General features: G+C 68.0%; 17 protein-coding genes and 1 tRNA gene. 5 read left to right on the plus strand and 13 right to left on the minus strand.

Translation table 11 applies throughout. The features are described from left to right. The first annotated feature begins 5 nt into the window (after positions 1-5). Positions 6-82, plus strand: a tRNA-Ile gene (locus EFL26_RS13245). Positions 83-208: 126 nt separating this feature from the next. Here the strand turns inward: EFL26_RS13245 and EFL26_RS13250 are convergent. The 8 genes from EFL26_RS13250 to EFL26_RS13285 all read right to left on the minus strand — a co-directional run bounded on the left by EFL26_RS13250 (position 209) and on the right by EFL26_RS13285 (position 11,329). After that, positions 209-1,153, minus strand: a complete 945-nt coding sequence (locus tag EFL26_RS13250) for a fumarylacetoacetate hydrolase family protein (RefSeq protein ID WP_123223322.1) — start codon at positions 1,151-1,153, stop codon at positions 209-211. Positions 1,154-1,163: 10 nt separating this feature from the next. Then, on the minus strand, positions 1,164-2,120 hold the full coding sequence (locus tag EFL26_RS13255; protein WP_123223323.1) for an MBL fold metallo-hydrolase: 957 nt from the start codon (positions 2,118-2,120) through the stop codon (positions 1,164-1,166). Continuing rightward, complete coding sequence (locus EFL26_RS13260; RefSeq protein WP_123223324.1) at positions 2,117-3,538, minus strand: amidohydrolase family protein; 1,422 nt, start codon at positions 3,536-3,538, stop codon at positions 2,117-2,119. Before EFL26_RS13260 ends, EFL26_RS13255 begins: the two co-directional genes overlap by 4 nt. A 147-nt stretch (positions 3,539-3,685) precedes the next feature. Continuing rightward, positions 3,686-4,576 carry a LysR family transcriptional regulator gene (locus EFL26_RS13265; RefSeq protein ID WP_123223325.1) on the minus strand — a complete coding sequence of 297 codons (891 nt, stop codon included), beginning with the start codon at positions 4,574-4,576 and terminating at the stop codon, positions 3,686-3,688. Between the two features lie 1,569 nt (positions 4,577-6,145). Further along, complete coding sequence (locus EFL26_RS13270) at positions 6,146-7,225, minus strand: hypothetical protein (protein WP_123223326.1); 1,080 nt, start codon at positions 7,223-7,225, stop codon at positions 6,146-6,148. A gap of 28 nt (positions 7,226-7,253) precedes the next feature. After that, on the minus strand, positions 7,254-10,103 hold the full coding sequence (locus tag EFL26_RS13275) for a hypothetical protein (RefSeq protein WP_123223327.1): 2,850 nt from the start codon (positions 10,101-10,103) through the stop codon (positions 7,254-7,256). A gap of 362 nt (positions 10,104-10,465) precedes the next feature. Then, positions 10,466-10,753 carry a hypothetical protein gene (locus tag EFL26_RS13280; RefSeq protein ID WP_148046704.1) on the minus strand — a complete coding sequence of 96 codons (288 nt, stop codon included), beginning with the start codon at positions 10,751-10,753 and terminating at the stop codon, positions 10,466-10,468. A 150-nt stretch (positions 10,754-10,903) separates the two neighbouring features. Beyond that, on the minus strand, positions 10,904-11,329 hold the full coding sequence (locus EFL26_RS13285) for a YybH family protein (RefSeq protein ID WP_123223329.1): 426 nt from the start codon (positions 11,327-11,329) through the stop codon (positions 10,904-10,906). Positions 11,330-11,856: 527 nt separating this feature from the next. Here EFL26_RS13285 and EFL26_RS13290 point away from each other — a divergent pair. Beyond that, entirely contained in the window at positions 11,857-12,285 is a 429-nt protein-coding gene (locus EFL26_RS13290; RefSeq protein ID WP_123223330.1) for an SsgA family sporulation/cell division regulator, read from the plus strand. Positions 12,286-12,559: 274 nt separating this feature from the next. On the opposite strand, the gene EFL26_RS13300 is transcribed toward EFL26_RS13290, so the two are convergent. Continuing rightward, on the minus strand, positions 12,560-12,880 hold the full coding sequence (locus EFL26_RS13300) for a hypothetical protein (RefSeq protein WP_123223332.1): 321 nt from the start codon (positions 12,878-12,880) through the stop codon (positions 12,560-12,562). A gap of 373 nt (positions 12,881-13,253) precedes the next feature. On the opposite strand from EFL26_RS13300, the gene EFL26_RS13305 reads away from it, so the two are divergent. The 3 genes from EFL26_RS13305 to EFL26_RS13315 all read left to right on the plus strand — a co-directional run bounded on the left by EFL26_RS13305 (position 13,254) and on the right by EFL26_RS13315 (position 15,484). Then, complete coding sequence (locus EFL26_RS13305; RefSeq protein WP_123223333.1) at positions 13,254-13,865, plus strand: hypothetical protein; 612 nt, start codon at positions 13,254-13,256, stop codon at positions 13,863-13,865. A 415-nt stretch (positions 13,866-14,280) separates the two neighbouring features. Next, entirely contained in the window at positions 14,281-14,748 is a 468-nt protein-coding gene (locus EFL26_RS13310) for a hypothetical protein (protein WP_148046705.1), read from the plus strand. Between the two features lie 139 nt (positions 14,749-14,887). Then, a complete protein-coding gene (locus tag EFL26_RS13315; RefSeq protein WP_123223335.1) occupies positions 14,888-15,484 on the plus strand; it encodes an RNA polymerase sigma factor in 597 nt (198 codons plus the stop codon). Positions 15,485-15,574: 90 nt separating this feature from the next. Here the strand turns inward: EFL26_RS13315 and EFL26_RS13320 are convergent, their stop codons facing one another. The 4 genes from EFL26_RS13320 to EFL26_RS13335 all read right to left on the minus strand — a co-directional run bounded on the left by EFL26_RS13320 (position 15,575) and on the right by EFL26_RS13335 (position 18,168). Then, positions 15,575-16,063, minus strand: a complete 489-nt coding sequence (locus EFL26_RS13320) for a DUF6326 family protein (protein WP_123223336.1) — start codon at positions 16,061-16,063, stop codon at positions 15,575-15,577. Between the two features lie 138 nt (positions 16,064-16,201). Next, positions 16,202-16,960 carry a DUF4386 domain-containing protein gene (locus EFL26_RS13325; protein ID WP_148046706.1) on the minus strand — a complete coding sequence of 253 codons (759 nt, stop codon included), beginning with the start codon at positions 16,958-16,960 and terminating at the stop codon, positions 16,202-16,204. Between the two features lie 80 nt (positions 16,961-17,040). Next, positions 17,041-17,793 carry a DUF4386 domain-containing protein gene (locus EFL26_RS13330; protein WP_123223338.1) on the minus strand — a complete coding sequence of 251 codons (753 nt, stop codon included), beginning with the start codon at positions 17,791-17,793 and terminating at the stop codon, positions 17,041-17,043. A 33-nt stretch (positions 17,794-17,826) separates the two neighbouring features. After that, complete coding sequence (locus tag EFL26_RS13335) at positions 17,827-18,168, minus strand: hypothetical protein (protein ID WP_148046707.1); 342 nt, start codon at positions 18,166-18,168, stop codon at positions 17,827-17,829. Positions 18,169-18,421 lie beyond the last annotated feature (253 nt).

Below are 18,421 nucleotides of genomic sequence, written 5' to 3' on the forward strand. Positions count from 1 at the left end.
GTTGCAGGGCGGTAGCTCAGTCGGTCAGAGCAGAGGACTCATAATCCTTGGGTCGTGGGTTCGAGCCCCACCCGCCCTACCAAGGCAATATCGCAGGTCAGAGGCCACGTGCGTCCCCGAAGTCGATCGGAAGGATGTCCGATTCTCCGGCCCGAGTCCGCACACAGTCCGCACGCGCTGCCGCAGACCCCAGCGACGATCACACGGGTCACAGCCGGCGCCGTGCCGGCGGGATGGGGCGCGCCTCGACGCCCTCGACGATGCGCGCCGTCAAGGTCCCGAGTTGCTCGACGGTCACGGTGACGAGGTCGCCCGGCGCCAACGGGGGGTGGGCCTCGAACCCGTGGCGGCCCCAGAGCTCGGCAAGGCATCCGCCGCCACAGGTGCCGGAACCGAGGATGTCGCCGGGGCGGACCTCGGTCCCCCGGGAGGCGTACGCGACCATGTCGGCGTACGAGAACGCCATCGAGGACCACCGGTCCTCACCGAGGCGGCGGCCGTTGATGTCGACGGTCATCGCGAGGTCATAGGCCGCGTCTCTGCGCCACGGTTCCAGCTCGTCGGGCGTGACGAACACGGGTCCCAGCGTGGTGGCCGAGTCCTTACCCTTCGTGGGGCCGAGCCGGACCTCCATCTCGGCGAACTGGAGGTCCCGGGCCGACCAGTCCACGAGGATTGTGTAGCCCGCGATGTGGTTGTCGGCGTCGGCCGGGTCGATGTCGCGCCCGGCGCGACCGATCACCGCCGCCACCTCGAGCTCGAGGTCGAACAGCCGACTGCCCGGCGGGACGGGTACGTCTTCGTGCGGTCCGATGATCGCGTAGGGGTTGGTGAAGTAGAACGCCGGCGCCTCGTACCAACGGGACGGCACGGTGGCGCCGTCCCCGGCGAGGAGAGCGACCCCCTGCACGTGCTGCTCGAAGGTCATGAAGTCCCGCACCGTGGGCGGGTCGGGGATCGGCGCGCGCAACCGTACGTCGGCAAGCGGCTGCACCGACTCGGGCTGTGCGAGCGCGTGCTCCCCGGCTTCACGGAGTGAGTCCGTCTCGAGGAGGCCGCGCAGCGTGCAGCCGACTGGCAGCGCGTGCACCAGGGAGTCAGCGAGGACCCCGACCCGGTCCCCGTCCACGTCGGCGTACGTCACGAACCTCATCTGCTCTCCCTCACACCCACGTGTGCATCGGTCGGCCGAGCCAGGCGATGGCGTCGCCGAACGCGGCCGGGATGTCCAGCTCGCGGCCCTCGTGGTCGGCGTACAGGCGGTGCAGATTCAGCACGATGCGCTCCGCGTCCGCCCAGCCGGCGAACTCGCCCAGGTCCGCTTGGCGGGCCGCCTCCAACGCCGACCATCCGCGGGACCGCCCGTCCTCCGCGGTGTGGATCAGGAACCGGTAGTACCGCCGGTGCTGCTCGAGAACCTCGTCGATCGCCGGCCCCCTGAGGACCGGTCCGTGGCCGGGGACGAGCGCTTCGGCCGCGAACGACGCCAACCAGTCGAAGGCAGAGAGCGCTCCGGTCACCGACCCCATGAACACCAGGGGCGTGAGCCCGGCGAACACGAGGTCGCCGGAGAACAGGACCCGTTCCTCAGGGAGCCAGGCGACCAGGTCGCCGGTTGTGTGCGCGGGGGTGCCCGGGTGCAGCAGGTCGATGCGTCGGTCACCGAGGTGGAGGGTCAGGGCTGACTCGACGGTGACGTGCGGCAACCGCCTGGTCACCCCGCCCCAGTCGGGAACGGGATCCCACAGTGGCGGACACCCTTCGATCACGGGGTCCATCCGAAGTCCCTCGCGCATGTTCGGATGACCGAAGAGCACCGTCGAGGCCGGCAGCAGACTGTTGCCGTACGCGTGGTCGCCGTGCTGGTGGGTGTTGACCGCGAACCGCACGGGCAGCCCTCCCGTGGAGGTGTGGACGGCATCGAGGAACCTGCGGGTGCGCGCTTCGGTGGCACAGGTGTCCACGACGAGCACGCTGTCGCCGCCTGCGACCGCACCGGCGTTGTTCACCCACCACGAGCCGTCGGGCTGGACCCAGGCGTGCACTCCCGGGCACACCTCGTCCAGCGTCCCGGACCCGGGCCCGGGGGGAGTGGGAGTGGCCTGCGGACCGAGGATCATGCGGTCAGGTTGGCCGACGCCATGTCACGGATCACCCGGAACCCGCCGGGCGGCACGGGCGGGAGCACCGGCACCGCTGCCCGAACCCGGGCGAGGACGTCGGCTGCCGAGGCGTCCGCCCTGCCGAGCAAGGCGGGCAGATCAACGCCGGCCATCGCGCCGTCGCGCTTGACCATGCGCCCCGCCACCAGCACGGTCCGCACGTCGGAGGTCGTGGTCTGGAAGATCAAGGTGCCGGCGGCGTCGACCACCGGGTGCTGCGACGTACCCGGTCCACCCACGACGATCAGGTCGGCCTGCTTGCCCGGGGTGAGACTTCCGATCCGGTCACCCAGACCGATCGCGTCGGCGGCGTTGACCGTCGACCAGCGCAGTGCCTCGAGCGCAGTGGTGGAGACCCGCTCGGGGTCGCCACCGGAGAGGTTGATCGCCTCCGCGTCGGCCCAGCGCTTGAAGCCGAGGCCCTGGCGCAGCTGGGCAAAGAGATCACCTGTGTTGAGCGAGATGATGTCGCACGACAGGGTCGGGGCGATGCCGTGCCGCTCGCAGGCGGCGAACGCCGGCCGGCCCATGCCCATATTGAGCTCGGTCTCCACCGAGATCGACACCTTCGCGCCGCGACGAGCCAGGATCTGCCACTCGTCCTCGGTGAGGGTGTTGCAGTGCACGTGCACCTGGTCCGGGCCGATCAAGCCTGCGGCGTCCAGCTCGTGGATGCCGTTCGGGAGTCCCCACACGCAGCCGGTGTGGGTGACCTGGATTGCCGAGCGCTCCCGCGCCACCGCGACCTCGGCGGCGGTGGCCGACAAGGGGATGACGCCGACTTCGGTCAGGGCAACGCCGAGTGTCACGAGCCCGGATGGCGAGGAGAAGTACTCGTCGGCGACGCGCTCAAAGTCCTTCAGACGCGCGCTGTGCTCGGCGAAGTGCGGCGGTGCCATCGGGCTGGACTCGAAGAATCCGTAGCCGAACACCGCCCGGATCCCGGCGTCCAGGAGTCCGGTCACGGCAGCGTCGGCGTGCTCCGGGGTGTTGTTGCAGTGAGAGAAGTCCAGGATCGTCGTGACCCCGGACTCCAGCGCGTCCACTGCCCCCAGCAGGTTGCCCAGGTGCACGTCCTCCGGCGCGTACGCCGGCGAAACCGAGAACCGCACGCCGAACAGGTAATCAGTCAACGTCCAGTCGGCGCACAGCGCTCGCATCTGGGTTTGCCAGGTGTGCCGGTGGGTGTCGATCAACCCGGGCGCCACGATGTGCCCGCTCGCGTCGATCACTTCCGCGTCGACCTCACCGAGCGACGGCGCCACCGCCACGATCACGCCGTCCTCGATGAGCACGTCGCCGTGCGGCAGCTCTCCGATGTCCGGGTCCATCGAGACAACGTGTCCGCCGCGGACGAGAGTTCGCTGAGTCGCCATGACCGACCACCTGCTCCGAATCGATGCCTGTGCACGGCCCCCATGTGAGGACCGTCACCCGCAGTCCAACAGGGTCACGCGGAGAGATCATCAGCCAAGAATGTTGCGATCCCGGGTCTGCGCACCGGGAATGATGACCAGCGACGGTCAGGCTGTGTCCGCGAGCGGCCAGACCGCGTCGGCAGCCCGGACGACCGCCGCCGCACGCCGGAACGCGGCCACGGTCGGGCGATCGTCCCCCGTGCGCGTCGCGAGTGCCACCCGGACCGGAGGCCCTTCTACCGGCACGAACCGCACATCAGGACGCGGGTAGTACTGGGCGGCAGCCGCAGCGTGCAACGACACCCGACCGGTTGTCGCCACCGCGGTCGGAATGCCGGCGGGGTGGCGCACGCTCAGCGCGTCCGCATCCGCCGCGGGGCCCATCCACGAGCGCAGCATCGGCTCGCGCGTGGCGACGTCGAGCCACGGCACACCGTCCAGGTCGCCCACGGTGAGGTACGACGCCTCGCTGAGCGCGCTCGACGCCGGCAGGACCGCAACCCGCGGCGACGCCAGGACAGGTTGAAGGTCGAGCCCGTCGAGGTCGCCGACGAACTGCACGATGGCCACGTCGACGTCACCTCGCCGCAAGGCGTCGTACTGGTCGACCAGGTCCAGGTCGCGGTACTCCAGCGGGAGGTCCTGTTGCTGCACGTCCACCGCACAGCGCAGTGCCTCCCAGCGGTCGCCGATGCCGAACCCCAGGACGCCGACGCGCAGGGAGCCGACCGCTCGTCGATCCTCCTCGACGGCGATCTGGCGCAACTGGTCGAGCTCGGCCAGGATCATCCGCGCCCGGTCGACGAAACGCGCACCGGCCGGGGTCAGGCTCACCCGGCGGCTGGTCCGCTCGAACAGCCGCACTCCCAGCTCGCGCTCGAGGCGCTGCACCTGCTGACCAAAAGGCTGGGCGGAGATGAAATGCCGGCCGGCCGCCCTGCCGAAGTGCAGCTCCTCGGCGAGAGTCACCACGTAGCGCAGCGCGCGAATGTCCATCAGCCCTCCGTCAGCGGCCCGAGACGTGCACCGAGGATACGTGCTGACGCTTGCCTCAGGTAGGCCGTCCGAGGCGGCAGGCGACGCCCCGGCAGCCTTCCGACGCCCGCCCAGGTCTCGGTGCGGCGATGAATGTCTGTACTGCGTCAATCCTCCGGCTCCGCCGGCGGAGCGGCTGCGGGCGGCGCTGGCGCGCCGTCCTCGCCGCATCGGAAGGAGACGTGGGCATGAGCGAGCCCGTCCCCGACGACCCGATTGTCCGGCCGCCGACCGACGCCCTGGTCGGGCTGGCTGTCGGGGACGGGGGAGAGGTGGGAGGAGTCCGCAATCAGTCCGCACGCGGACTGAGAACCACTCGAAAACGACGACGCCCACCAGACGGAATGCCCTTGTTTCTAGGCGGATTCCGTCCGTCGACGTTCGTCTCCGTCCGCTCGGATCGGCCTCATGATCCTTGGGTCGTGGGTTCGAGCCCCACCCGCCCTACCAAGAACGGCGAGGTCTGCGACGTGTCCCGGCGTGGACTGCTGCCGCGAAAGCGCGATCTGCTGCGGATCTGCCAACAGGGCCAATCTTCTCGCGATAGCTGTTCGAGGAAGCGTCACTTCGCCCGGCTTGCGTCCGGCTACGAGGCGTGCCCGGGGTAGAGGTAACCCGGCATTGAGTCTCGAGGTCAGAGGCGCGGAGGATCGTCGGCACCCGCCATTCTGGCGTTCAGGTTCAGGGACGCCGTCCCCGTGATTCCGCCAGGCGTGACGAACGCTGCTCGGCCTACGAGATGCAAGCTCCCATAGCGGTCGCGCATCCAAATCCTGCCGGCAGCGTCTCGGAATCGGATGTCGACCTGCAATTGCGTCCATGAATCGTCGTGGACGGGCAGGCCACGTTCGTCCATGCCAACGACACCCGGCTCGTAGTTCGGGAATGCGTACTGGTGATGCCCCGGAGGAATCAGCCGAACGTTCTCCCGCACAGTTTGCATTCGGGACCTCTGGGTCGTGGGCAGTCAGTTCGACGTCCCAGATCGGGAGGTTGCTGCCGTTTATGACCGTGAAGTCGCCATTGTTCCAGGCCGCGACTCTGTCGGCCTGCTCAGCACGTTCCGCCGCGGCTTGCCGCTCATCCTGAGCCTGGAGCGCCCGGTTCTCGCGGGCCTGCTCAAGCCTCAGGATGCCGATAGCGTGGCTAGCGGCTTTGCTGGCGTAGTAGAGCGCCACGACCGCGACTACACCAGCGAACCAGGTGGGCGCGTCTCCCCAGTTGATGCGCTCCCAATCCGGGTTGGCGGCGATGACGACGATGGCACCGAACATGAGGGCGGTACCAGTCAGCGCCCAAACAGGTTTCACCAAGTCCTCCATGACCGCACGGTATCGGCCGCCAACGCCACAGCGGCTGGCTCGATCTCGGTCAGAACCATGTCAAGGGAACCGTCCAGCTCGAGGCGGCGCCGCTCCGTTATCGGGCCAAGGTGCAGAGCTGACGCGTTGCGCGTCAACGACCTGCTTCATTTCGCCGCGAACATGACCGACGCCCCAGCGATGCGCGTCCACTCGGACATCGGAAGCCTCACGGGACAGGGCAGGTGAGGGCGGAAGTGTAGACGGCGTACCGCCTGCCCTCGGGGTCGAACTTCATGCCGAGGTAGTTCTTGTAGAAGTTGAAGTGGGCGGTGAAGCCCGAGTACACGTTCATGAGCTTGTCCCCGGCGGTGTCGTACTCGGCGTACGTGCCGAGGGCGGCGGCGCGCACCTCGATGCCGGTCATCACGGTGAACACGTAGGCGTAGGACATCTGGTTCGCGACGAAGAAGGCCCAACGAAGGTACTTGAACTGCACCGCCAACGAGCTGCGGGACGGAAAGGTGCCGAGCTTCGGCGCCAGTATCTGCTCGAGGTACGCGACGTCGTCGGCGGTCACGGCCGGCATGTGCACGACGACGTCCTGTCCGAGCCCGGAGCTCTTGTAGTCCTTCGACTGCTCCATGGCCCAGAGGGCGTGATGGATGACCTTCGGGAAGGCGCATCCCCAGAGCCAGGCGTAGCCGTCAGAGGCGAACGCGTCCTTGAACAGCTTGAGCGCCGGCGGGTCCATGGTGGGGGCGACGAAGTCGAGGTGGCCACGCGCGTCCTTGTCGTCCGGGTCGCGTGCGTTGCCGGTCACCGCCACAGTCATCGGCGTCGCGGGTCCGAATGGGTTCGGGATCATGAGCGTCATGAGCCGGTCGTCGTTGCTGTTCGCCAGGATCGGCCCGCCCATCCAGCCATGACTGAAGAAGCTGAGCTCGACCAGCGTCCCCGGGTCCTTGCTGCCGATGTCGCGCACGCGAGCGTAGACGTCGGTGATCGACATGACCGTGTACAGCGCTGGCTTCAAGCGCACCTGTCCTGCCGCGTTGGTGCCGTAGCTCGCCTGGGTGACCGGCGTGAACGGTGTCGTGGACGCGACGGTCTCGGTGCGCTTGCCACTGGGGAAGGTGATGTCGCGGACCTCGACCTGGCCCGAGCGCACGTCCATGGTGATGAACCGCAGGTCGTCGTGCTTGGTGTTCTTCCGCTCCAGGAGCGCGCGTCGATTGTCGGCCAGTGACCGGAAGTCGACCCCGTGGAACTCGAAGTCGACGCCGGCCACCAGCAGGATCTGCTTCATGGGATGCCCCTTCCCTCGGCAGCCGGCGTCAGTTCGCCGGCTGCCAGTCCTCCCCGACCTTGTGCCACTCGGGGAGGGCGTCGTCGGCACGCAGCTTGACCAGCGTGGTCGGCAGCCGGACCAGCCAGGGTTCGCCCTGGGCGACCTCGTCGCCGGGTGCACCCTGCGCCTCCTGGATCTCCTTGACGATCGGCACGTACGTCGACTGGCTGATGTCCGGCGGCGGTCCCCCGTTCCAGATCTCCCCTGTCTCGAGGTAGTGCACCACCGCCGCCTCGAAGCCCGGTCGGACGGGGAAGACCACCCGCCCGGCACCCGCCCGCAGAAAGTCCGCGAAGCCGGGGTCGACGTCGTCGAGCAGCATCCGGTGCTGCCACGCCGGCTTCCAGCCCCAGAAGTACGGGTAGAAGAAGTAGACGAGGTGCTCCCACTCGAAGGCCTGCTCGAAGAACCTGACGTAGGGCATCTGCGCGTCGGCACGGGCGAGGTTCGGTTGCGGGTAGCCCTGCGCTGAGACCTCGAGCGCACCGAACGCCTCGAACTGCTGGGCGGTGAGCATCGTCAGGCACTGCTTGCGCAGCTCGGTGGTGGTGATCCGCTGGTTCCACATCGGGTTGCGCCCGCTGATCGTGACCCCGGTGGCGGCCGCCGCCTCGGCGAGCTTGTTCTCGTAGTCCTGCAGCTTCGCCTGGTAGCCCTGGGTGATCGCGTCGTGCGCCTTGAGCTGCCAGGCCTTGACCGCCCGCGCGGTGCGCTCGCAGAACACCTCGACCGTCGCCGCGAAGTCGCGGATTCCGTGGGTCATGTAGGAGAACGCCACCGACCCGACCTCGCCGCTCATGTCCGCGTAGCCCTGCGGGCCCATCATGTCCACGAAGTTCGACCCGATCATCATCGGCCAGTAGGCGCCGTCGTAGTACCAGTAGCCGCACTGGATCAACGCGTACTTCGCCTGGAACCCCTCGTCGATCGCCAGCTCCTCCGACTTCGACGACTCGTGCGGGTCCTCCGGCTGTACGCCGTCGAAGGACTTGGTGACCGTCTTGTAGGGAGGGGGCGGCGCCTCGACGCCGGTCACGTCGTACTTGGCGGCCCAGAACGTGTAGTTGGACTCGGTGATCTGGTCGGCGGTCAGGGTGAACGGCGCCGGCTTGACCAGTTGCTGGCCCTCCTGCTTGCTCGTCCCCTGGGCGACGATGAACGCGGTCGCCGGCTCGGGCAGGGTGACGTCGAAGAGCATCCGCTTGCCGTAGTTGTACACCTGCGCCTGCACGACCTTGTCGACCCACTGGTAGACGCCGCTGATGTTGACCGCGCCCTTGGTGTTGTCGAAGCCATGGCTGTACTTCTCCTCGAACTCGCTCAGCGTGGTCGTCGTACGCCGCTCGAGGACGCGCTCGACCACCTTGCTCACCGAGCGGGCGACGACATCCTTGCTGAACTCGGCAGCCTGCTTGGTGGACGACTCGCTCGAGCTGTTGGTGGCGAAGTCGGCATTGGCCTTCACCTCCACGAACGGGCCGTACTTCGCATCCACGGACACGCCGGCCTTGAACTGGGTGTCCTGCTTGACGGTGTTGCTGGTCTCGCGCCGCAGCGAGAAGCGGTCGGTCGACTGGGTGTCTCGCTCCTCCTCCTTCGTCGTCTCGGACTCGGTGAGCACGGTGGTCTCGGTGCGCTCGAGGTGACGGGTGCGACGCTCCAGGTGCTCGGACTTGAGCACGTTCTCGACGTGCGCGAGCTCGCCACCCTCGTAGCGGAGCACGTGCTCCTTGACCATCAGCAGGTCGCCGACGCCGACGGGGTGGATGCTGCCGTGCCCGGTGGGCATGCCGCTGGCGGGACTGCCGACATAGTCGCCGGCCGGACCGCTCGGGGCGAACACGCCGCCGAGCTTGACGACGAGGTCGTCCTTGAAGACGGCGGCCTTGTCGACCGACATCATCGCCTCGGTGCGGGCGGTGTGCAGGGACAGCATCACCTCGGGCAGCGCCGTGGTGCCGACGTCGATGTTCAGGTGTTCGAGGGTCTGCCGTACGGCGCCGGGCAGCTGGCCGACCCGCTCGGAGGCCAGCCGCCACGGCGTACCGACCTGGCTCGCACCGCTGGGCGTCTGCGTCCTCGGTTGCTCGCCGAGCTGGTGCTCCAGGTCGGCCACCCGTCCGGCCAGCCGGGCCACGGACTGGCTGTCCGTCCGGTCACCGGTGGGCGCCGTGTGGAAGTCCTCGGCACGGACGGCCCCGAGCGCCTCGATCGCCGCGTCGATGCGGGTGACCAGCTGCCGGCGCGGGTCGTCCTCGGGCGGCTGCGGTGCCGGAGCCGACGGCTGGTCGGCCCCCTCGACGAGGCGGCGGCTGGGGAAGTCGGTGCCTTTGTCAGGGTCCCTGGCGTCCGTGCCGAAGTCCGGCATCTGCAGGGGCCGCAGCGCCACCGGGTCGGCGCCTTCGGCGGCACGTCGGATCGCGTCGTACCCCTGGGCGGCGGCAGCCAGGCCGCGGGCATCGGTGTCAGCGGAGTCGGAAACCAGCTTCGTCGCGACCAGAGTGTCGGCGAGGTGCTGCTCGTCGGCCTTGAAGTCGGCCTTGCCGACCAGGTCGTCGAGCGAGCCGTTCTCGAAGGTCCCGACGAGCGTGCGCACATCAGCGAGCGGCTGCGGCGCCTCGGTGAGGGCGGCGCGTACGGCGAGGGCTACCTCGGCGTGCGCGAGATCCTCGACGCGGACCACGTCGGGACCGGCGCGGAGCAGCTCGACCGCCTGACGCCGGGCGACGGCCTTGGTGGAGCCGGTGTCGATCTTCCGCGGCGCCAGGACCTGCACCGCATCGGGAGAGGGCAGGTCGGCCGGGCGAAGCATCAGGAAGCGAAACAGCTCGTTCATGCGAGCCTCCTCCGAGCAGTGCGTGACGTGGCGCGCGATGGGTGGATATCTCTACGAGGAGGGCGCGGGAGTGCGTCAGATACCGCGCCGGCCGAGCGACCGTCAGCGGGGTTTGCGCCGCGGCACACCTGAGGCACACGGTGCTGACGGGTCTCGCGTCGGCCGTGGGACCTGGCACGCAGGTGTCCACCTGGCCCGGCGAGCGGCGAGCGGCGAGCGGTGAGCAGTCAGCACGTCGTCCCGGCGAGCGTTCATGACGTTGGCGGATGGTCTGCCTCCGTGCCGCCGTTGATGTGCGTCTTCCACCGCGGGCCGGACGCACTCGTGGCGAGGCGACCGGACCAGCTCGCGCCTCTGTTCGGCTACGCGTCGAGGAGAACGTTGCAGTCGAAGAACTCAGGCGGCCCGCTCAACACATCCCCCATCGCTGCGCGGATGCGCTGAAGCGGTTCCTGGCGCCTGGGATCCTGCTCGCGGGCGCGAGCCTTCTCCTCGCTCTCGAACACGACAACGACGAACACCTCCGTCGGATCCTTCTGGCTACGCATGACCAGGGTCTGCAGAAGACCGGAGTCTTTCTGTCCAGTACCGGCCCGCGACGGCTCGCGGTGTCGTCGCTCGGGGTCGAAGGTGTCCCAGCTCGTGGCCATGGCGCGCACACATCCGCGTCGATCTTCGACGCAGAATGTGGCGCAGGCGCAGAGATGCGTCTTTCCTTCGCTTGCCGGCGCATGGTCTCGACCGTGAGCGGACGGTTCTATTCGTAACTGCGCGTCGAGAACGCGGCCAAGATCCGTGGCTCAGTTCGTGGGACGAAGAGGACCGTCGGGATGCGGTGTCGTCAGGGGGTCGGCATGCCGACTGACTACTCTCCACCCATCGCTCTCGCGACGAAACGTGGTCGTCACGCGCAGGTGAAATGGCAACACCTCGGTACGGCCGGCCACCTTGACCTGCCAGTGCTCGAGTTCGAAAAGGGTGACGAGATCCGCACCGGTGTAGCGCGTGACCTCCTCGGTCTCGACGGGTGTGCCATCGCGGAAGTTCGATGACGCGAAGTCCAGCGCCTTCGACACTGCATCCCAGCCGCGCGAGGAGCCGCCAAACGGATTCGCGAGCAGCACGTCGTCGCTCCGTGCGTACAGTGCTTTGACAGGCGCCGGATCGCCCCCGGCGAAAGCGTCCATCGACGAGTGGTACTGCTCGATGACTGACTCGATGTCCATGGCGGTCCTGCCGAATCTCTAGGTCGGTCCCCGCTGCTCGGTCTACACCGCCGCCGCTGGTCGCACAATGCTGCCGCGGCGGTCTCGGGTCGTATCGAACGCGTATCTGAAGTCGGGCAGCATCGCGTGAGTGCTTCATGCCGATACCCGCGCCGCGACAGGGATGCGCCTTGCCACCTTCCAAGCGCACGTCCGCTCATGCGGAGATGGGGGATGTGCCGACGCGGGGCCGTTCTGCCTTCATGGCTCCGGGGGGACGATGCAGCCGAAGCACCCCGCCTGCGCCCCGACGGTCCCTCGCGGAGATGGAGGGGCTGGGCCTGCACCAGATGAGACAAGGCGCAGGACTCCTTCCTGCCGGACCTCGACCTTTCGCCTGCACCTGGTGCGGCGACGAACCGCGAGGGGTGAACTAGACCAGTTGGCATTGTTACTAGACCAGTTGCTCGTTCCGTGTCAGGACGGCTGCCGACCGCCGTTTCCTTCCCGAACGGCCCACCACGGGCCCGGACATCCGGGGGCAACACATGAACGGCGAGCACACCACCACCATGACCGCGGTCCAGATCACCGGGGCCGAGACCGAAGTCGACCTCGCGTTCAGTGCCGAGTTCCACTACGACCCGGCCGACCCGTTGGCGGTGAGCATGGTGATCGAGTCGATCTCCGGTCCAGTGCGGTGGACCTTCGCGCGCGACCTGATCCTGCACGGGCAGTTCGAGCCGACCGGTGACGGCGACGTCCACGTCTGGCCCTGCCTCGACACCGCCGGTACCGCGGTGGTCATCGTCGAGCTCGACTCACCCGACGGCTGCACGATGCTCCAGTTCCCCTCACGCGCTGTCCACAACTTCGTCTCGGCCTCACTGGCCACCGTGCCCGAAGGCACCGAGCACCACGACATCGACGCATGGATCGGGCAACTGCTCACCAGCGCCGACACCGCCACGAACTGACACCTCAATCGGTCACCGTCAGGTGCACGCCGCGCCCGTCGCCCGAGACCGGCGCGACAGGGCCGAGTCTGACGGCGTCGCCGGCGTACGACAGCTCGTGGTGGACCGTGACCCAGGTGTGTCGCCGGTCCTCGGAATCGAGCGTGATCCTGATCCGGTGCGGTCGGCCCGGACGCGCACTGCAACGAAGCAACCCTCGACCGCCGCGACACGCGACGTCACCGGCCGGCGCGGTCAGCGCACTAACCCAGCCCAGCGTGATCGGTTGTGCTGGTCACGGCTTGGACTGCTGGCGAACCTCGTGGAGCAGTCGTTCGAACCCTTCCTTGGCTCGCGACCTGACGCGCCCGGTCGGATCCTCAAAGGTGATGGTCACCGTGACCCGGGGATCGGTCTTGCTGAACGGCTCGCTGACCGTGACCTTGGCTCGCACACCCAGCAACCGCCCGGCCTGGAGCGCGGCCCAGTGGACGTCGACGAGCTGTTGGTGCGGGCTCGGGTTGACGACGAACAGGTGCTCGCCGTAGTACCAGAGCTTCGAGGCGATCTCGAGGACCAGGTCCCACTGCGGATCGTCATCGGTCTGTCTATGCATCGCGTCACCCCCGTGACCCGAGTTGTGTTCCGCCGGCCAGAGCTTGATTCGCTCACGCAGGCGGATTGGGAGGAACAACCATCATGCTCCATTTGTGACCCGTGGGGAAGGCGCGCATCAAGGGGCTCCAGAGGCTGCCGCGCGCGTTCCGGCATCGCGGGGGTAGCGGCCCCTCTTCTTCGTCGAGGTTTCGTCCGGGTGGCCCATGCTGCCCATCGCTGGTAGCACCTACGGGTGATAGGCGGCATGCCGCGAGGGCCATACGTTGCTTGGTATCACTCATTGATCGGCGACCACACCTGCTCACTCGCATGGTGCCTCGGGCCCGAGAGCTGGGGCCGCCCTGACGAAGGGGGCTCACATGAGACGAGTCATGAAGCTGCTTGGCACAACCGCGGCGTACGTTCTGGTGGTCGGGGTGGGTGTCGCTGCCCCGGCGACGTCGGGAAGCCTGCCGAGCGGCGAGCGGATGCTGGGTCACGGTCACGCCGCGGTCGAGCCGGCGTACAACGCCGACACTGGCGGGTTGATGTATCTGCTCACACCGACGGGTGCGCCGTTCCCGTCGGTTTCCAACAGCCATGCACAGTCGCCGCTGTACCTGGTGGAGTACCCGCCGGGATACTCCGGGACCCTGAACTGCATGGGCGTGCCCGGCAACTGCCCGGACCACGACGGAATTGTCGCGGGTGTTGCCACCGGCGCGATGCCTTCGGTCTACGGCACTGACCCGAGCGCCGTGCCGGGCCACGACCACATCGCCGACCCGCCCGGAGCGCCGGACTTCAACATCGCCTGGTACGTCGTCGAGGTGCTGTGGACACCCGCAGCGGTGGAAGCCGATGCGATCACCCACCTCACCACCGACCAGCAGATCCAGGACGCGGTCGATGCCGGTTATGCCATCAAGATCAACCTCGGGTTCGCATTCAACTGCTCGGTCGTTCCTGCGACCACCTACTGGCGCGGTACGCCGGTCGGATGAGTCACTGAGCCGGGTCCGCGCTCGCGTCGACCCGGCCACACTCACCCGCGCCGAAGCGCGGGATCTCGATACCGCACGGCGCGGGCGTGGTCGTGGGTCGACTGCGCGACCCGCGTCAGACCGGCGCGACTCGGACGCACGTTGGATCTGCGGGTCAGCGACCAAGCATGCGCAGACGGCTGGTCACCGGTTGCCGTGGAGTCAGTCACGCGCGCGGCCGAACATTCTGCGTCGGCGGCGTAACGCGGCGGCGGTTCCGTGACATGTACTGGGTATGGGACGTCGTCGATCACGCCATGAGCTCGCGGCGCTGCTGCGCAGCGAACCACCGGCGGCACCCGTCGAGGACGCATTCTTCGGTGTGCTCGCCGATCTGGCGGCCGCATCCGGTCCCCCGACGCGAGGAGGTACAGCAGTGCGCACGACCAGGATTGGCGTACGAGTAGCCGCAGGCGCCGCAGCGGTGGTCCTGCTCGGCGTCGGCGGAGCGTACGCCGCCGGCAAGATCACCAGTGAGGACCCGAAGCCGCCGACCCCAGCAAACGTCGTGACTCCCCAGGACGAACCCTCGGAGACACCCGAGACCGACGAGCCGACACCGACCATCGCGCCGACTCCGGAGGACACCAAGTCCCAGGAACCCGGCGACGACGTGAGTGAGTCGGCGGACGACCAGAGCGGCGACGACCAGGGCGAGAACGCCGACGACCAGGGTGAGGACCAGAGCGGCGACCAGAGCGGAGACCAGTCCGAGGACCAGAGCACTGGCTCCGGAGACACAGGCACCAGTGATCACTCCGGCGACAGCTCGCACGACAGCTCCGGCGACTCCGGCGACTCGGGCGACGGCGGTTCCTCCGGGTCCGACGGTGGCGACGGCTGAGACGCCCAAGACGACGGCGACCTGCATCCACGCAGGTCGCCGTCGTCGTCTGAACCACCATGTGGTCGGATCCGTAGAACGGGAGGACGGTGGCGCGGAGTCCGTCGAGAGGGCAGCAGCAGAACCGCAGGAGGTTCAGATGACCGGCTCGGAGGCGGACGACATCGTCGCGCGAGCCGGCGCCGGTGACCCGTCCGCCTGGCGAGAGCTGTACGAGGCGAACGCCGGTCGCCTGCTTCTCTGGTTGAGAACCACCCCGGGCTCAGCGGACGCCGACGACATCGCCGCCGAGGCCTGGCTGGTCGCCGCCCGGAAGGTTTCCTCGTTCACTGGTGGGCGTCACGAGTTCACCGGCTGGCTCTTCGGGATCGCCCGCAACCTCTCGCGCAACAGCGGCCGCCGAGAGAGCCGCCGCGGAACCTCGCCGTACCCGTTGGAGGATGACACCATCGCGTTGTGGGGGGTCGCCGAGGACCGCTTCGGCGAAGTCGATGGGCGTGACCTCGCCGTGCGCCTGCTGGCGACGCTGCCTCAGCGGGAGGCCGAGACGATCGCGTGCGTGGACGTCGTCGGGCTCGACATCGCGACCACCGCGCGGGCGCTGGGCATCAGTGCGCCTGCGGTACGCGTCGCTCGCCACCGCGGCCTGCGACGCCTGCGCAGCCTGCTGGCGGCCGCCGAGTCCCAGGCGCAGCCCAAGGTCGCAGAGAAGGTGGACAGGTCGGGTCACGCCTAGATGCGCAGACCCTGGGCCCGACCCACTCCACGAGTCGCGCAACGTAGGCGACCGGTCGTGGGCCGCCACGCCAGGTTCGACGTGGTCCGGCTACCGGCGTAGAACCGGAGCAGGGTGCACTGGTGTGCCGGGGCGGTAGCGGTCCGATGCGGCGGAAGCAGTGTCGGTGGCCTTCGGCCAGGTCCACGCGTAGTAGACGACTCCTGCCAGCAGAGCGGCCTCAACGAGGCTGCCGAGAATGTAGTAGTAGTTCGACTCACCGATGGCGCCCCCCGCGATCGTGACTGCGTAGAGGGCGGCCAGGACAACGTTCGCCATCCGGGCGACCCTCGCTGGCAGGACAAGGCTGAGGAACACCATCAGACTGGGAACCATGATGTAGATGGTCACGCCCAGCAAGAACCCTTGTCCGATGGTGAAAGCGAACATCTTGCCGGCCTCGATGTCGGCACGAATGTCGGATCGGTACAAGCTGAACAAGTCCACGTACACGAAGATGAACAGCATGGATGCCCACAGTGCGGCGATCTTGATCCGCGGGCTGACCCAGGAGTCCTGATAGTCGGTAGTCGCGGACATTCGCGCCTCCCAAAGGCTGTTCGGCTCTGCGGGACCCGACGCCGGGACACGGAGGATTCCGCCTCCAGCTCAAGCCTCCACGGTGGTTCTGTGGGTCGGTAGAGGCGCAGGTCCCCATGCGTTGACTGCTCGGCCTATCTAGATCTCGGAGGGATTCGAGACGGCCGCCGGACGGAAGCCGCGCGCGATCATCCAGACCGCCAGCACCATCTCCTGAACGGCCAGCGGCAGGCTGAGCAGGTTCACCTCGGCGGAGTTGATCCCGACCACTCCGTACATCGCGAGCAGGTAGGCGGCCGCGTAGAGCGGGACCCCGATGAGACCCCATGACGCGATCCAGCGAGGGACGATCCGCGACCGGTACAGCAGGACGTAGAACAGGGCGCCGCCAAAGCAGAACACCAGCGACATGATGGCGCTGGCGCCATCCGAATCGATCACCAGGGTGCCCAGGCGCACTCCTGCTGGCGAGGCCGTGCCCGGTCCGGCCGACATGGTTTCGGCCAGGGGCACGAGCAGCAGCCATGCGGTGGCGACGATGACGTAGGTGGTCGCCTCGACCGCACCCCGGATGATCAGGTAGCCCGTAGCCAGCACTCCGTCCAGGCGGCGCAACATGGGGAAGAGCACCGCGGGCACCAATGCGAGCGAGAGGCCCATGACAAGCACCAGGAGCGCCCCTGTCGCGACGGCGTCAGGGTGCTTCGCGGCATACGCGAGCGGGTCGTCCGCGTTGTGCACCGGGAAGTAGGTGATGGCCTTGCTGAGGACCCCGGACGCCGTCCCGATGATGTACAGGATCCCCGCTGTCGTGGCCACTGCCCTGTGCTCACGCAAACGCGTGCCGGTCCGAGAGTCGATCTGGATGTGTGGTGAATGCAACGTCGTGGACGACATGGCCCACACGCCTCCTCTCAATCTGAGTTGTTCATCTAGAAGCCCGGCGAGGGGACGTCGGGAGCAGGCAGTCGGTGTCACTAGCCAGCGGCGATCCGCGTGCTGCCCGCATCCGAACGGGCGCCGTCGCGGAGCCCGAAGAGGATCAGGTATCCGACGATCCAGAGCTCGCCGACGGTCGCGGGGACGATCAGCAATCCGGCAACGAGATCTGCGTTCGCGAATATGTAGCTGACGAACGTGCTCAGGACGTAGCCGGCTCCGCCGAGCATGAGCAGCTGGCCCAGCGTCCGCGGCAGCCATCGTGACTGGAGCGCGAGCCAGCCCATCGGGATCAGCCAGAGGCCGAAGAACAGGCCCCCGACTCCCCAGAGGTGGCCGCTGATGACGTACAGAAGTTGCACGGTCGCTGCGGTGCCGCCTGAGACGGCCAACGACTTGTCACCCGACACGTCGAGAGCTGTGGCGAGTAGCGCGGCGCTCCCCAGGATTGCCACCGCGTTGACCATCCCGAAGACGGCGATGAGACCCGCGGCGAACATGTCGATGCCGCGGAACAAGCGGTAGAACCACACGGCCGCCAGCGCCTGCGTCAGCACGATGCCCAGCTCGAGCACGATGCCCAGACGCGTCATCGACGTGTGGTCGACCCGGTTCGACAGTGTGCTCTCCGGGTCGTCGGCGACGTAGAGCTGACCGCGAACGAGCTGGTACCCGAGGGCTCCGGTGACCGCCAGTCCCAGGTACAGAAGTCCGGTGGTGCGTGCCGTGCCGGCAAGCCCGACTGGAGACCGCTCGGAGCCCGTCCCGGCGCTCGTGTTCGTCGTGGTCATTGCAGACTCCTCTCAAGACAGAGTGAAGTTGGGTCAGAACTTGCCCAGCGCGATCTCCGAGAGCAAGAGGACCAGGGGAAGGACGCCGACAGCCGTGGACACTGCCACCAAACGGGCACGCTCCCGGTGCCGAACGATCGCAATGAGTCCCGTGACGAAGGCCCCGACCGCGCACGCCCAGATGCCCACGCCCCACACCGTTTGTGCCCAGCTGTCGGAGTAACTGTCCGCTGGCTCGACGATGTCGAGCGCAAAACCGAGCACGAGCAGAACAATGCCCGTGAGGCTCAGACCTGCAAGCGTGACCGCCCGTCGGCCGAGGCGAGTGCCAGGCCACCCCCACACTCCGAGACGGGTGCCTGACGGCGTCGTCATATTCCTAATCTCGCCGTGACGTGGTCGGGCAGCCAGAGTCCAAAGGCCTCAGGTCCAGTGCCGCCCAGGTCTTGGCCTCATGGCTGACACGGCTGCTTCAAATCGGGTAAGGCAGCACCGGCCAGCGTGCCACCAGCGGGTGCGACCGAAGCGGCCGGCTCCGCCGCGACCCCGTCGGCTCCGATGAGCGTCATACGGCCGCTTGTCCGCGCGGGCCATGGCGGACGTGCGCCAAGACCGCCTGGTGTCTCGC

The sequence above is a fragment of the Nocardioides pocheonensis genome (assembly GCF_003725535.1).
GTDB lineage: Bacteria > Actinomycetota > Actinomycetes > Propionibacteriales > Nocardioidaceae > Marmoricola > Marmoricola pocheonensis.